Raw genomic sequence first — 15,160 nt, 5'->3', positions numbered from 1 at the left:
AATGCTATGCTGCGTGCTTTGCTGCTGGCTTTAGTTGTGGTAACCACTCCGGTTATTGCAGCAAAACCAAAAGATGACGGCTCACAAATTCAGCCGGACAATTATTACCCGCGGGTGAAAATGGAAACCACAATGGGCGATTTTGTCGTCGAACTGTACCGCCGCCGTGCGCCTATCACCGTGAACAACTTCCTGCGTTACGTTGATAAGAAAAGCTATAACAGCACCATTTTTCACCGTGTTGTACCCGGCTATATCGTCCAGGGTGGCGGTTACAATGCTGAGTTTGATGAAAAGCCGGATTACGGCACGATTTTCAACGAATCCGGCAGTGGCATAAGCAACAAGATGTACACGGTTTCCATGGCACGCCAGAACGACCCGCATTCAGCGACACGACAGTTCTTCTTTAACATGAATGACAATACCAACCTGGATCCCGGCAGAGACTGGGGTTACAGCGTGTTCGGTATGATTGTGGAAGGCGAAGCTGTTGTGGAAAAAATGATGGAAGTAGAACTGGACTATCAGCCGGCACTGGGTGAACCGAATTCCCCTAAAGAGCCCATCATTCTGAAATCTGTCACTTTACTTCCGGCGGTGTAAAAAAGCTGACGCTGTGGCAGCGCGTAAATTCAGCGCTGCCGCGTTTTTAAATCCAGCCAGAAAAAATGTTGCGCAAATACACCTGACATAAACAGATTGCCCCGCTTCATAAAGCCCAGCTTCATTAACAGTTTCTGAGAATCCGTATTATCAGCATGAGTCATCGCAGTGAGGTAATTCACGCCAAGGATGTCTCTGGCATAGCTGATAACCGCTTCACCGGCTTCGCCACCAATCCCCTGCCCGCGGGCTTGCGGCAGCAAGGCGAATCCTAAATCAGGTGCACTGAAAATGCCGCGGTTTATCAAACCACACATCCCCAACGGTTTACCGGTTAATTTATCTTCTACGGCAAACAGGCCATAGCCATGGTTTTCAAAATGCACCAGCGCATTATCAATATACCGGTTCGCATCTTTAAGTGTATGTACACCCCGGTTTCCAATAAAACGTAGCCACAGAGGGTCGTGATTTAACGCAAAAATCCAGTTGCGATCATCAGCCAGCGGCTTGCGCAGACGTAGCCGCAATGTAGAAAGAATCAAAGATGTGCCCTTAAACAAAAAAACTCCCGCAATGGAAAACCATAACGGGAGTCAGTATAGCGTCTCGCCGGCCAGGCTTCACGCAGCAAACTGACAGATTCAGTTACTACGCGAACACACACATCACCATGCCGGCATGCCAGGGACTTAAAACACGGCTCTTACACCCACCGAAAAGTTACGGCCGGGTAGCGGCGCTAAATCTTTCAGGAACGACGTGTGCACGCGGGCCTCTTCGTCTGTGATGTTGTCTGCAGTAGCGAACAGCACCCAGTCCACCCCGGCAGATGCAATGTCGTATTCAACACTGGCATTCAGTAAGGTGTAACCATCGGTTGCGGTTTCATACGGTGCAGTACGGGTTTGGTCGTCATACCATTCCACACCCACCTCACCGGAAAGTGATTGCCCCTGATAACGGATTGACGAGCCGATACGCAGAGGCGGAATGCGTGGCAAGTCTTCGTTATCCAGTTTGGCACGAATGTAGTCACCATATAAATCCACACGCCATTCACCGGTAATGTTGTAGAACACCTCGGCTTCCATACCGTATAAGTCAGCATCGGATTGCCGGAAGTAGTACACCGGTGTGCCCTCTTCCTCATGACCTTCCTCTTCTGCCCCTTCTTCCTCGTGTTCATGCTCTTCGGTTACAGCAATCAGGCCTGTACCACTTTCATAAATGTAGTTGTCTACCTGGTTGTAGAACAGTGACGCAGTGTAACCCCAGTTGCCGCTGAATTTACGGAATGTGAGATCCAGGTTGGTACTGACTTCTTCATCTACACTTCTGAGCGTGTCAGATAACTCACCTTCATCATCCAGTTGATACACCAACCCGACTTCATAAGTCCGGGTCGCAATGTGCTGACCACCGGAGAACAATTCCTGCTGACTTGGCGCACGTTCATTACGGGATAATGTCAGTGCGGCAGAGTAACCCGGCTGATATTCCCAGTTTGCACCGGCAGATACCGAAACACTGGTGAAGTCATAGTCAGGGAAGTTGAAGACCATAGCCTCTTCTTCATGTTCTTCCTCTTCCTCATGCTCTTCTTCATCAAGATGCTCCACATGAAGTTCCACTTCAGCGTCATCTGCATCGTAGGAGGTTTGCTCGAGACGGCCACCCAACTCAAAAGTCACGTCGCCCACTTTCTTCTGTTCAATAAGAAAAACAGCTTGTGTATCTGTGCTGGTTGGCGGGGAAAATGCTTCTTCACCAATCGCTTCGTAATCGCTGTCCGTTAACTGGAAACCAAATACACCATGCCATCCGGCAATACCGGTATGAGCAATCGTCAGCTTGGCATTCACGCCTTCATTATTAAATTGCGTACCAATTTCGCCATCTTCAATTTCAACGTGGGTGTAGTCTGTATAAGCAGCAGAGAACCGGATATTATCAATGCCGGCAGTGGGCGAATGCCATTCGCCGGCCAGTTGATAGCGGGTCATATCCACATCAATTTTGGTACCTTCTTCTGCGCCTTCTTCCTCATGCTCTTCTTCCTCATGATGATGGTGATGACCGGGCACACCATACAGGTTATCCAGTTTTTCTACAGAAAAGCCGAAGAAGCCTTCATCCTGTACATAGCTGATACCGGCATTGAAGTCGGTTGTATCCATATCTGTACTGGCCAGTGTGCCGTAAGTGGCATCATCATCCGGCTCAGCCTCTGAGTAGCCGGGAATATCCACGTCATCCGTTTTGCGTTTGAAACCATCAAAGTGAAATGCCACATTGCCGGTTCCGGTGGTCACGTCCACCTTACCGAACTTACCGTTGTCCACAGTGGAATAACGCATTTCTGCTTCCCCTTCTGTGCCGTATGGCATTTCCTGAGGAATACGTTTGTCGACCACGTTGACCACACCGCCGATCGCGCCGGAGCCATATTGTAATGTGGCAGGACCGCGCAGTACTTCCACCTGAGTGGCACTGGACGTGCTGGCCGCTACGTTATGATCAGGACCAATTCGTGATACATCAGATACATCCAGGCCGTTCTGCACAATTTTAACCCGCGGACCACCGGCACCACGAATGACCGGACTGCTTGAGACCGGTCCGAAGTAACTGGAATGCACACCCGGAACGGTTTTTAGGGTTTCACCCAAAGTCGGCTGTTGCTTTCTGCGCAGTTCTTCAGCGCCGATAACCGAGACCGGCGTCACGCTTTCAAGTACAGAAGTTTGCATAGCGGTAGCGGTTACCGTGATGTTTTCTATAGAAGCTGGCAGGAGCGTAAAGTTAACTTGCTGGTTTTCAGTAATACGACCTAAATCTTTATCACCATGCAGATATTTCGGCGTTGCAACATGAATATGGACGTCTTGTGCGGTGACATTATCCATTGAATAAATGCCATTCTCGTCGGTATAGACTACGCGCCTTGAACCTTCTACTGAGACTTCGGCTCCAGCGACGGGAGCGCCTGCTTGATCAGTGACTTTACCGGTTATTGTCGTGGCCAGTGCGGCACTGCTGAATGCTGTCATCATAGCTACAGCGATAAGAGAGGGAGTATGCATGGTTGAATCCGTTACTGCTTTTATTCATTTTGTGATGTTATAACATTTTTAAACGAATTCACGTTGAGGTCAACGGCAATTTATCGACAGCACCTGCAGTTTATCGATGATATAACATATCATTTTAAAAAACGAGAATTCACGGTGGGATAAACTGCCGTTCAGGGTGAAAAAAGCAGAATTAACGGTGAAAGTATGGATAGTGGACTTTTAAGCCCGCGATACAGGAAACGCAATGATGTCCTGAATATGTTCAGCACCGGTTTTCAGCATCAGCAAACGGTCTATACCCAGCGCCACGCCGGCACAGTCAGGTAATCCCTGCTCCAGCGCAGAGAGGAAATGCTCATCCACCGGCAGTTCCGGTAAGCCGGATTGACGCCGCTGTGCATTATCATTAAGAAAGCGCTGACGCTGCTCCACGGGGTTAGCCAGTTCATTAAACCCGTTCGCCAGTTCCACGCCTTTAAAATACACTTCGAAACGATCAGCAGTACGGGGGTCATCTTCATTCACTTTTGCCAGTGCTGCCTGCGAGGCTGGAAAGCCATAAACAAAACAGGGTACGGCAGCGCCAATACGGGGCTCGATGTAAAGGCTAAACAGCAGTTGCAGCAGGGTGTCTGCGTCTTCCGGCATGCCGGCATGCATATCCAGCCCGAATTGCAAAGCGGTTTGCTGCAGAAGGTCAACTGTGGCGGTAAGAGGATCGACGTTTAATTCCCTGAGGAATACATCCTGATAACTGATTTTTTCCGCAGTTCCGGTCGACAATGTCAGTTGCAGCAGGGTGTCCATTTCTGCCATCAACTGATGATGGTCATAGCCGGTACGGTACCATTCCAGCATAGTAAATTCAGGGTTGTGAAAGCGCCCTGCCCCTTCATGGCGAAACGCTTTGCAAATCTGATAAATCGAACCGTAGCCTGCACACAATAACCGTTTCATGGCGTATTCCGGCGACGTTTGCAAATACAGGGTTTCCTTTCTGCCTGTCACGCTGTGATCAAACTCGCTTGAAAAGGCAGCCAGATGTACATCGGTAACGGTACCGTGACTCAGCAATGGTGTATCGACTTCAAGCACGCCTCTGCCGGCGAAGAAATCACGGATTTGGCGCAGCAGTTCTGCCCGCTCACGCAAATTATTCAGCGATGCAGTGGGTTGCCAGGGAGTATTTGATGACATGTGATCTGATACGGGAATGATGAGGCCGGAGAGGGCATAAAAATATATCCGGCCGGTGCACGTATGTGCGTACCGGCCGGCAGCGGGTTCAGATTACTTCTGCGCCCGTGATACGTACTCGCCGGAGCGGGTATCCACACGGATAACTTCACCGGTTTGAACGAATAAAGGTACACGAACAACAGCGCTGGTAGACAACGTAGCAGGCTTGCCGCCGGTTCCCGCTGTATCGCCTTTCAGGCCGGGGTCTGTTTCCGTGATTTCCAGCTCAACGAAATTAGGCGGAGTTACTGTGATAGGTGAGCCGTTCCACAGTGTAATGGTGCACACATCGTTCTCTTTAAGCCACTTAATGTTCTCGCCAACCGCTTTTTCGTCTGCAGCGATTTGTTCGAATGTATCGTTATTCATAAAGTGGTAGAATTCGCCGTCGGTGTACAGGTAGGCCAGTTCCGTATCCATCACGTCTGCGCCTTCTACGGTTTCACCGGAGCGGAACGTTTTTTCCAGAACTTTACCGGAGATCAGCTTACGGATTTTAACGCGGTTAAAAGCCTGGCCCTTACCCGGTTTTACGTATTCGTTTTCCAGAATGTTACAAGGTTCGCCGTCAAGCATGATCTTGAGGCCGCCTTTGAATTCGTTAGTGCTGTAAAAAGCCATATTTTTCTCTGCCAATACATAAGGTGTAAATACGAAGTGGCGCAAATAATACCTAAAAATCGGCTGTCTGTAGAGACAAACTGGCAAAAAGATCTTGCAATGGCGTTTACCCGCCCGGAAGACCTGCTGGACTACCTGGATCTCGATGTAGATCAACTGGGTCATCACGGCGCTGCCCGACGGTTATTTCCCATGCGCGTCCCCCGCCACTTCGCCTCATTGATGGAAAAAGGTAACTGGCATGACCCGTTGCTCCGCCAGGTAATGCCTTTATCTCAGGAATTTGAAGCCGCCCCGGGCTACAGCACCGACCCGCTGGATGAACATGATACTGCCGGTAAGGGGTTATTACATAAGTACCAAAGTCGCGTACTGCTGATTGTAAAAGGCGGATGCGCTGTAAACTGCCGCTACTGCTTCCGTCGCCACTTCCCCTACGCCGACAATGCGGTGAGCAAACAGGAATGGGAAAACGCCATTGCTTATATTGCTGCCGATCCGGCCATTAACGAAGTGATTTTCTCGGGCGGTGATCCGCTGATGGCAAAAGATACCCATCTGGCCTGGCTGGCCGGTGAAATATCACGGATCCCCCATATCCGCAGATTGCGAATTCATACACGCCTGCCGGTGGTGCTCCCCCAACGCCTGGACGCAGAGTTCAGTGACTGGTTAACGTCATTGCCGGTGAAAACGATTCTGGTATTACATGCTAACCACGCCAATGAATTCAGTCCGGCACTGAACGACCGTTTAGATGCATTACGCAGGCATGGCGTGACGCTGCTCAATCAGGCAGTATTATTGAAAGGCGTTAATGATACGGCTGATGCACTGGTAGATTTGCAGGAAGCGTCTTTTGAAGCAGGCGTGATGCCCTACTACCTGTATTTGCTGGACAAAGTTCAGGGCGCGGCCCACTTTGAAGTGTCTGACGATGAAGCCAGATCATTGATGGCGGAAGTAATAAAGCGCTTACCGGGTTTTCTGGTACCGAAACTCACCAGAGAAATCGGTGGCCAGCCCGGCAAAACGCCTGTCGACTTACATCTTCACCCGTAATTACGCGTAGGTATCGACGTTGGCACCCAACGACGGATTACCGGATGACGGTTTTGGTACGTCAGCGGCTGATTCCAGCAGCTGAAGCGTTGCTTGTCCCTCTTGTTGTTGCTGGCTTTTCGCCATTTTAAGAGAGGCCAACTCAAGCGACGCACCGGATGTTGCAGATGCACCAGCACCTTGTATATCCATACCAGTTTCCTTTGTTGCTTGTAGCAAAGTAAAAAAGTAGGCAGAATTGCCCACCTTCATCAGCGTACTACATCATTAATGATGCAGTACGGGTATATCGTTATCGACCATACACTCATAAACTTTAGCAGAAATCCGGAAAGTCATGCAGGCAATTAACGAACAACTTCAGGAAACCTTACAAACCCTCTACCGCAAAGCGATAGATGCCGATGCGGTGCTGGACCAGTTACAACAGATTCAGAAAGGCAAGTTTCAGGCAGTATTCGCAGAAGACAGCGGGTTTGAAACACAGTCAAAACGCTTTTCACCCTACGTGGAAGAAATCGCCCGCGACTGGCAGGCCATCAAAGACGCTGACGAGGCGACCTTCAAAGCAGGCCTGGCTCCGCTGGTGAAAAAGATAGAACTGGCGCTGACGACCCTGTCACAGTTTCAGGCGGTTGGCAAAGCCTGACCCGCCCTCAGTTGTCTTCAAGTTGGTAAAGAGGCACCGTTGCAAGACGGGCCTTTATCTTTGCCACTTCCTGCAGGTAGGCGTCACTGTCTACCCGCTCAAACTGTTCAATAAACTGGTCTTTCGACAATCCCTCTGCCAGACCGTCAACCGGCGGCATGATCACATCGTCGTCATGCATTTCAGATAATAGTTGCTGCACCCGGACGGCATGAACCGGTGACGTTGCCACACGCGCAAACTCAATCCCGGCCATATCAGCAGTCAGATCCACGAAAGAATAACCGCTTCCGCCCATGGCGCGATCCATCAACTCTTTAAATTCACCGATTGCCAGTGTGACACCCTGCTCACTTAATACTTTTAATGCAGCGGAAATCAGGAAGTGTCTGGCAAGGTCGTTGCGGCCCCGCAGTAGTGGTGGCGTTAGCGGTTTCAGGGCTTTATCGGCATCAGGCTGAACGTCTCCGACGAAGTTGGCAACCCGGTGATGGCCAATAAAAATTGCCAGCGCCAGAATGGCTGCACGGTTATGTTCCGCCGCGTTTTCCGGTGTGCTTCGCTGCGCTGCGCGTTTCATGGTCAGGCGGATAAAATCCACCGCCGGTTGCGGGGTATCCGCCAGGGTAATATCCTGAAAAGAAATATAGCGCAGGTAATAGGCCGTTAAGTCCCGCAGCTCGTCGTCCTGATCCACCGATAAACCATTTTTGACTTCGTTCAGATTACGCAGGAACCCGTCCATAGGACGCAGGCTGACCATCATTTCCTGTTCCGTCATACTGACTTTTTCTATCTGCTCTCTTGCCTGGGTGGCGATATCGCTTTTAGTCCGGCGGTTAACCAGCCACTCGGCCAACCCTACCGCCAGATGCCCGGGAATATGTAAATCGCCAATTTTCACTTCATCCAGCAACAGAAAATTAGCCGGCAAAATCGTGGCATCAACGTTCAGGTAACTGTCAAATAAATCCACCGGAATAGCAATGCTGGCTTGTAAACGGGTAGCATCGGGATGCACAGTTACCTTACCGCGGAAGTCCGGCGTGGCACGCTGCAGGAAACCCACAATGGAGTCAAACTGTTGAGTTGTGATGGTAATAGTGTGGCCCTGATGGCGATCAGAAACGCTGGATTCCAGCTGAGCCAGCAGTTCATGTACGGTATCGGCATCTGCCACCTGTTCCGCTGCTTTTACATCAACCACAGGTTCACTTTCTATCATCAGTACAATCAGTCCCGCCACCAGCAATACACTCACCAGCAACGCTATAATGACACCACGTAATATTCGCAAACGGATCCGCCTCTTAAACCGAAGGTTATTATTCTTTGTGAATTCCGGAATAAATTCAATCCCGGTATGTCTTCAGACAATCAGGACTCTAACATCCACCATGCCTGAAGGGATGAATATCTGGATGTCGCATCGTTAAAATTATGTCCGGCTGAATGGACAGTGGGTATAACGACGCATGGCACACCGGCGTTCACCGCTGCCCGCATACCATGTTCAGTGTCTTCAACGGCTACACATTCATGGGGTTGGCGTCCCAGCTTTTTCATGGCGAGTAAATAGCAATCCGGTGCCGGCTTGCTGTCAGTCACATCTTCAACGGATACCGTTGCGGAAAACATATGACGAAGGTTCCGGGCCTCCAGCGTACGCTCTACTGAAATGCGGCTTCCACCGGTCACGATGGCCAGTTGATAGCCGCTCTGGTAACACTTTTTAATGGTCTGTATCGCGTGAGGCATCAGAGGAAAAGGCTGCTCGGCAAGATAGCTGCGGGTTTGTTCATGTTTTTCTTCCGCCAGACTTTCTGCGGCAACGGGCAGCTTAAATGTTGTCACTGCATCAACCGCGTTTTGGGCAACAGGAATACCGGCCATTACATCACTGTAAAAAGCTTCACTCAGGCTCACACCATGCTGGCGGAGCACTGTTCGCCAGATTTCATAATGCACCTGTTCAGAATCAATGAGGGTACCGTCATGATCAAACAAAATGGCGCGGGTTGACTGGCTGATTGCACGGGGAGATGTCATAGGGTGTGAATGTCCTTGTTTAAACAGGTATCTCATTGAAACTAACCTTACCCCGGATTCGGATCAATCTTAATCCGTTCATCGCATTAGTATTGAATTGCATCCGGTATTGCTGCAAATTACTTTTCCATATCACGGATTTCGATATTTCTTCCCTGACGTGGAACTCACATGGACTTGTTTACGCTTTCCCTCTGCACGGTTTTACTAAGTGCAATGATGGCCATTACGCTGTCAGCTCTCTTTCTGACCAACACCGCTGATAAAGCCATGCGTGACTGGTCCCTGGCCGGCGTCTGTTTTCTCGCCTGCAGCCTGTTAATTCTTGTTGCTTCTGTTCGCACCGTGCCCTGGCTTCTTACCCCTGTGTTATCTAACACACTGTATATCGCCGCCCATGGTTTAGTGCTCAGCGGGATTACATCCCAAACCCGCTCAGTGAACAGCCACCTTTCCATTGGCGTGTTTTCAGCTTTTGTTTTGCTGATGCATTTTAACGATGCAATCAGCAGCAATGTGGAATTCCGCATGCTGGCCATCTACCCGGTTATGCTGACATTAAACCTGCTGAGCGTCTTCCACTTGTGGCGCTTCAGACACTCGGCCCATGGTAAGAGTTATTGGGCTGTCATGACGATTATTCTGCTTTTCATTGTTCACACCGCCGGCAGTGCTGTGGCAATTCTTCTTTTCCCTGACCACCTTGAGTTCCTTGGTAACGATATTATTCAGACCACTAATTCACTGGTTGTGCTGTTGTATATTTCCGGTCTGACACTGGGATTAATCTTTGTTCACGCCTGGAAACGGGAGGTTACCCTTAAAACTGTATCCAGAACCGACGCGCTCACCGGCTGGTTTAACCGTCATGCCCTGAATGAATCTGCCAGCAGAGAATTTACCCGCTGCCAGCGTAATCAGCTTTCCTTCGCGTTTGTCACTTTCGACATCGATTTTTTTAAAAATGTAAACGACCAGTACGGACACACAACCGGCGACAGAGCCATTCGTCATATTGCTAATGTCGCCAGGGAAGCCACACGGGAGTACGACTATCACTTCCGTCTTGGCGGCGAGGAGTTTGTGATCATGCTGGCAGGGCTGAAAGTCAGCGATGTGAAAGCCATTGCTGAACGGGTGCGGTTCGCTATTCAGTCAACGCCCTTGTGTATGGGAATTGAATCCCTCACCTTGTCTGTCAGTGTGGGAATGGCCACCATGGAACAGGGCGATCTGGGCTGGCATGTGGTGCTGGAAAGAGCAGATGACGCACTCTATGCGGCGAAAAAAGGCGGACGGAATAACACCCGCTTTCTTACCGCAAATGCGTTGTCACTGGTCAAGGGCTGAACATTACAACAGCCGGTCAGTCACTTTAAACTGAATGGTAAACTCTACGCCTTCGCCTTCTTTGCTTCTGCATTTAATGCTTCCGCCCAATGCATTCGTAATAATATTGTAAGTGATATTGAGCCCGAGTCCGGTGCCGCCGGTCCCCCGGCGCGTGGTAAAAAACGGGTCGAAGATTTTCGGTGCATTTTCCTCGCTGATCCCTTTCCCGTTATCTTTGTACACCAGCAAAAATTCGTGACTGTTCAGCTCACTGAGCGTCATGGCAATATGCCCGCTGTCACGCTCACTGAACCCATGATTTACCGAATTGACTATAAGATTGGTCAGTACCTGAGACAACAAACCCGGGTTAGTAATAACATTGAGATTATCAGGGCAATGAATATCCACCACGACACTGGCTTTTCGTAACACCGAGGCAAGACTGAACACCACTTCATCGAAGTATTGCTTAAGGTTCACCTCGCGGTCTTCCTCGCTGGTCTGGTCCACCGCAACTTGCTTGAAGCTTCTCACCAGATGAGCGGTTCTTACCAGATTCTTTTTCACGATATCAGCGATTTCATTGGCACTGTTAAGGAAGTCTTCGAAGTCGTTTTCTGTCAGGCTGCCTTTATCGTAACGCTGACGGATATCTGTGCACTCTTCCATCAATTGAGTTACCCCCGTCAGGCCAATACCTACCGGCGTATTTATTTCGTGAGCCACCCCCGCCACCAGCGACCCTAAACTGGCCATTTTCTCAGACTCGATTAACTTATCCTGAGTTTGCTTCAAATCATTGATCATGGTTTCAAGGCTGGCATTGGAGTCTTTCAGTGCCGCATTGCGCTCTACAATTTGTAATTCCAGTGCTTTCTTTTCAGATATATCCCTGGTGATGGCGTACAGCACATCATCTCCGCCAAGGGTAATTCGGGTGACAATAATTTCGCACCAGAATTCTGACCCGCAGGCTTTTTTGTGCACCCATTCGAACCGCACACTACCTTTATTAAACGCATTTTCGATGATCTCTACGGCAGCCTCTTCAGACGGCCGGCCACCCGGCTGATATTCGGGCGAAATATCCATGGGCGTCAGACCAATAATGTCTTCTTTTTTACGGAATCCCAGTTGATCGAGAAAGGCGCGGTTGCAATCCAGATAGTGCTCGCTGGTGAGCAGGCATAATCCGTCTACTGACTCATTGAATAGTGTTTCAAAGGCATCTTTCTGTGCAGCGATTTCCAGTTCAAGGTTTTTCTTTTCAGAAATATCCCGCCAGTTTGCGTGCACCACAACTTCGTCGTTCATCATCATTTTTGTGATGATGACCTCCGCCCAGAATGGCTCCCCGTTGAATCTGGAGTGCAGCCATTCAAATCGTAAACTCCCCTCCTCCATACAACGCTCAATGAGCTTTGCGCCTTTCTCAGCCGACACCTGGCCGTCAGGCTGAAATTCAGGAGAAAAATCGAAAGGCGTCTGGCCGATGAACTGTTCTTTATCAGCGATGCCGACCAGATCCAGCATCGACTGATTACAATCGAAGAATATACCTTCGCGGAAAATACCCAGACCATCTTTTGAGGCCCTGAAAACGGCCTCAAATCCGTTATCGTGCAAGCTGATGTCTTTCATTGAAAAATGTTCCGAAGCCGGATCGCTAAAAAAGAAAGCGGCCTGATTGCCACCTCATACAAAAATTAGCAAAGATTGAACATAGTGCCACCTGATATACAGGTGAAATAATGGACTATGCTTCCGGAATGCCGGTGCAATAATCCGGTAAGCCTGATACATTCCCCTTATTCATTTTAAAGACAATGCAGATAATACTATGCTCAACTGGCAATGCCTGACTTTCGGTGAGCTAACAACCACCCAACTGTACGCCCTGGTTCAGGCACGAATAAATGTATTTGTCGTAGAGCAAAATTGTCCCTATCCTGAGCTGGATGATAAAGATACTCAGGCCTGTGCTCGTCACCTGCTTGGTTATGAGAACGGAGACATTGTCGCCTACGCCAGGTTGTTACCGCCAGGACTCAGTTATCCGTCAGTCAGTATTGGCAGGGTGCTGACAACCAGCCAGTGTCGCGGTTCGGGACAGGGTTACACTCTGATCGAAAAAGCATTAGCGTACTGCGCTGAATACTGGCCTGAGCAGGATATTGAAATCGGCGCACAGGAACATCTGGCAGGTTTCTACGGAAAATTTGGCTTTACGCCGACATCCACCATGTATCTGGAAGACGGTATTCCCCATATTGATATGAAACTCACCTGTTAAAGAAAAGAGCCCTGCGTGTGGGATACCTGAATCACTTAAACAAATTTACCGGCACATTACTGGTGGCCCCGGGTGTCAGGCTAGCACTGGATAAATAATCCGGCCGCGTATTTAAAGTGGTATTCAGAATCAAAAATAGCCACAGATGTGGCTATTTTTAGTTTTAATAATGGCAGCGGGACATTACACCACTTCGGCCATATTCCCTTTACTTTCCAGCCAGGACTTTCTGTCGCCGGAGCGCTTTTTAGCCAGCAACATGTCCATCATCTCTAACATTTCTGTGCTGTCATCAATAGTGAGCTGGACTAACCGGCGGGTATTAGGATCCATGGTGGTTTCACGTAACTGGATAGGGTTCATTTCACCCAGACCTTTGAAGCGTTGCACGTTCACTTTGCCCCGCTTCTTCTCAGCTTCAATACGGTCCAGAATACCCTGTTTCTCACTTTCATCCAGCGCATAAAACACTTCTTTGCCCACATCAATGCGGAATAGCGGCGGCATGGCAACGTATACGTGACCGGCATCTACCAGCGCACGGAAATGGCGGACGAACAAGGCACATAACAGGGTGGCGATGTGCAGACCATCGGAGTCGGCATCAGCCAGAATACAAATTTTCCCGTACCGCAAACCGGATAAATCCGAAGAATCAGGGTCAATACCCAGTGCAACGGAAATATCATGAATTTCCTGTGAACCCAGTACCTGAGAAGACTCCACTTCCCAGCTGTTCAGAATTTTTCCCCGCAGCGGCATAATGGCCTGAAACTCACGGTCACGGGCTTGCTTGGCAGAACCACCCGCAGAATCCCCTTCCACCAGAAACAGTTCTGAACGGGTAATATCCTGACCGGAACAGTCTGTGAGCTTGCCGGGCAGTGCCGGGCCCTGCGTCACTTTCTTACGGGCTACTTTCTTATTCTGGCGCAGACGGCGCTGGGCGTTGTTAATACACATTTCCGCCAGGGCTTCTGCCACGTCAGTATGCTGGTTCAGCCATAAGCTGAAAGCATCCTTAACCACGCCGGACACAAACGCTGATGCCTGACGGCTGGATAAACGTTCTTTTGTCTGACCGGCAAACTGAGGGTCCTGCATCTTCGTTGATAAGATGTAAGCACAGCGATCCCAGATATCATCAGGGGACAATTTAACACCGCGGGGCATCAGATTACGGAATTCACAAAATTCCCGCATAGACTCCAGCAGGCCCTGACGAAGACCGTTAACATGGGTACCGCCCTGTGCAGTAGGAATGAGGTTTACGTAACTCTCAGTGACCAGTTCGCCACCTTCAGGCAGCCACATGACAGCCCAATCCGCAGCCTCGGTATTGCCGGAGAAGTTTCCGATAAAAGGCGTGTCTGCCGGTAGCGTTTCGAATTCCTGCACAGCCTGATACAAATAGTCCCGCAAGCCGTCTTCAAAATACCACTCGGTGGTATCGCCGCTGACTTTATTGTCGAAGCGGATGCGCAGCCCCGGGCAAAGCACCGCTTTAGCACGTAAGTTGTGCACTAAGCGGGATACAGAAAACTTAGCAGAATCGAAATACTGAGGATCAGGCCAGAACCTTACACGGGTACCGGTATTCCGGCGACCGCAGGAGTCGATGACCCGTAACTCTTCCGCCTTTTCACCATTGGCAAAGTCAATCTGATAGACGTTCGCGTCACGGCGGATAACCACTTCGACACGGGTAGACAGGGCGTTAACAACAGAAATCCCTACCCCGTGCAAACCACCGGAAAAAGCATAATTTTTATTGGAAAACTTACCGCCGGCATGAAGTTTGGTCATGATTAATTCCACACCGGACATTTTTTCTTCCGGGTGAATGTCTACCGGCATCCCCCGGCCATCATCAATGACTTCCAGCGACTGATCTTCATGCAGGATCACTTTGATATTCGTCGCGTGTCCGGCCAGCGCCTCATCCACACTGTTATCGATAACTTCCTGACCGAGGTGATTTGGCCGCATCGTATCGGTATACATGCCCGGACGGCGTTTAACCGGATCCAGGCCATTGAGGACTTCTATCGCTTCGGAATTATATTGATTAGACATAGTGCTGCTTATTCCAGGACGCTGTTTATTATAGGCACGGGCGTGCCACAGTATTAAACGATGTTAGCAGGCATCAGTTATGTGAGCAATTGCCCGTTTGCGTCCGGCGGGCATCTGACGCAGACAGAGACGCTTTACCTTTGCCCGGAAAAC

Annotated in this window: 14 protein-coding genes; 5 read left to right on the top strand and 9 right to left on the bottom strand. The window is 49.7% G+C overall.

The window, feature by feature from the left end:
* Positions 1-6: 6 nt before the first annotated feature.
* The gene (locus J3369_RS04000; protein ID WP_349584053.1) at positions 7-606 is read left to right on the top strand and encodes a peptidylprolyl isomerase; all 600 of its coding nucleotides are present in this window, start codon (positions 7-9) and stop codon (positions 604-606) included.
* Between the two features lie 29 nt (positions 607-635).
* On the opposite strand, the gene J3369_RS03995 is transcribed toward J3369_RS04000, so the two are convergent.
* The 4 genes from J3369_RS03995 to efp all read right to left on the bottom strand — a co-directional run bounded on the left by J3369_RS03995 (position 636) and on the right by efp (position 5,543).
* Entirely contained in the window at positions 636-1,169 is a 534-nt protein-coding gene (locus tag J3369_RS03995; protein WP_349584051.1) for a GNAT family N-acetyltransferase, read from the bottom strand.
* A gap of 129 nt (positions 1,170-1,298) precedes the next feature.
* Positions 1,299-3,692 carry a TonB-dependent receptor gene (locus tag J3369_RS03990; protein WP_349584048.1) on the bottom strand — a complete coding sequence of 798 codons (2,394 nt, stop codon included), beginning with the start codon at positions 3,690-3,692 and terminating at the stop codon, positions 1,299-1,301.
* A 210-nt stretch (positions 3,693-3,902) separates the two neighbouring features.
* Positions 3,903-4,880 carry an elongation factor P--(R)-beta-lysine ligase gene (gene epmA, locus J3369_RS03985; protein ID WP_349584045.1) on the bottom strand — a complete coding sequence of 326 codons (978 nt, stop codon included), beginning with the start codon at positions 4,878-4,880 and terminating at the stop codon, positions 3,903-3,905.
* A gap of 93 nt (positions 4,881-4,973) precedes the next feature.
* Positions 4,974-5,543 (bottom strand): elongation factor P, encoded by a 570-nt coding sequence (gene efp, locus J3369_RS03980; RefSeq protein WP_349584042.1) that lies wholly within the window; start codon positions 5,541-5,543, stop codon positions 4,974-4,976.
* Between the two features lie 36 nt (positions 5,544-5,579).
* Between efp and epmB the strand changes: the two genes are divergently transcribed.
* Positions 5,580-6,605, top strand: a complete 1,026-nt coding sequence (gene epmB, locus J3369_RS03975) for an EF-P beta-lysylation protein EpmB (protein WP_349584039.1) — start codon at positions 5,580-5,582, stop codon at positions 6,603-6,605.
* Here the strand turns inward: epmB and J3369_RS03970 are convergent, their stop codons facing one another.
* Positions 6,606-6,797 (bottom strand): hypothetical protein, encoded by a 192-nt coding sequence (locus tag J3369_RS03970; protein ID WP_119500038.1) that lies wholly within the window; start codon positions 6,795-6,797, stop codon positions 6,606-6,608.
* 145 nt (positions 6,798-6,942) lie between these two features.
* Between J3369_RS03970 and J3369_RS03965 the strand changes: the two genes are divergently transcribed.
* The gene (locus tag J3369_RS03965) at positions 6,943-7,254 is read left to right on the top strand and encodes a hypothetical protein (protein ID WP_349584037.1); all 312 of its coding nucleotides are present in this window, start codon (positions 6,943-6,945) and stop codon (positions 7,252-7,254) included.
* Positions 7,255-7,261: 7 nt separating this feature from the next.
* Here J3369_RS03965 and J3369_RS03960 read toward each other — a convergent pair whose 3' ends face one another.
* Both J3369_RS03960 and J3369_RS03955 read right to left on the bottom strand, forming a co-directional pair.
* Positions 7,262-8,551 carry a hypothetical protein gene (locus J3369_RS03960; protein WP_349584034.1) on the bottom strand — a complete coding sequence of 430 codons (1,290 nt, stop codon included), beginning with the start codon at positions 8,549-8,551 and terminating at the stop codon, positions 7,262-7,264.
* Between the two features lie 80 nt (positions 8,552-8,631).
* Positions 8,632-9,303 (bottom strand): HAD family hydrolase, encoded by a 672-nt coding sequence (locus tag J3369_RS03955; protein ID WP_349584032.1) that lies wholly within the window; start codon positions 9,301-9,303, stop codon positions 8,632-8,634.
* A gap of 171 nt (positions 9,304-9,474) precedes the next feature.
* On the opposite strand from J3369_RS03955, the gene J3369_RS03950 reads away from it, so the two are divergent.
* On the top strand, positions 9,475-10,653 hold the full coding sequence (locus tag J3369_RS03950; RefSeq protein WP_349584029.1) for a GGDEF domain-containing protein: 1,179 nt from the start codon (positions 9,475-9,477) through the stop codon (positions 10,651-10,653).
* A 3-nt stretch (positions 10,654-10,656) separates the two neighbouring features.
* Here J3369_RS03950 and J3369_RS03945 read toward each other — a convergent pair whose 3' ends face one another.
* Complete coding sequence (locus J3369_RS03945; protein ID WP_349584026.1) at positions 10,657-12,279, bottom strand: PAS domain-containing sensor histidine kinase; 1,623 nt, start codon at positions 12,277-12,279, stop codon at positions 10,657-10,659.
* Positions 12,280-12,478: 199 nt separating this feature from the next.
* Between J3369_RS03945 and J3369_RS03940 the strand changes: the two genes are divergently transcribed.
* Entirely contained in the window at positions 12,479-12,931 is a 453-nt protein-coding gene (locus J3369_RS03940) for a GNAT family N-acetyltransferase (protein ID WP_349584023.1), read from the top strand.
* A 183-nt stretch (positions 12,932-13,114) separates the two neighbouring features.
* Here the strand turns inward: J3369_RS03940 and parE are convergent, their stop codons facing one another.
* A complete protein-coding gene (parE, locus tag J3369_RS03935) occupies positions 13,115-15,007 on the bottom strand; it encodes a DNA topoisomerase IV subunit B (protein ID WP_303573817.1) in 1,893 nt (630 codons plus the stop codon).
* Between the last annotated feature and the right edge of the window lie 153 nt (positions 15,008-15,160).

The sequence above is a fragment of the Alteromonas sp. NFXS44 genome (genome assembly GCF_040148705.1).
In the GTDB taxonomy this organism is placed as follows: domain Bacteria; phylum Pseudomonadota; class Gammaproteobacteria; order Enterobacterales; family Alteromonadaceae; genus Alteromonas.
This window is presented reverse-complemented; position numbering and strand designations above follow the sequence as displayed.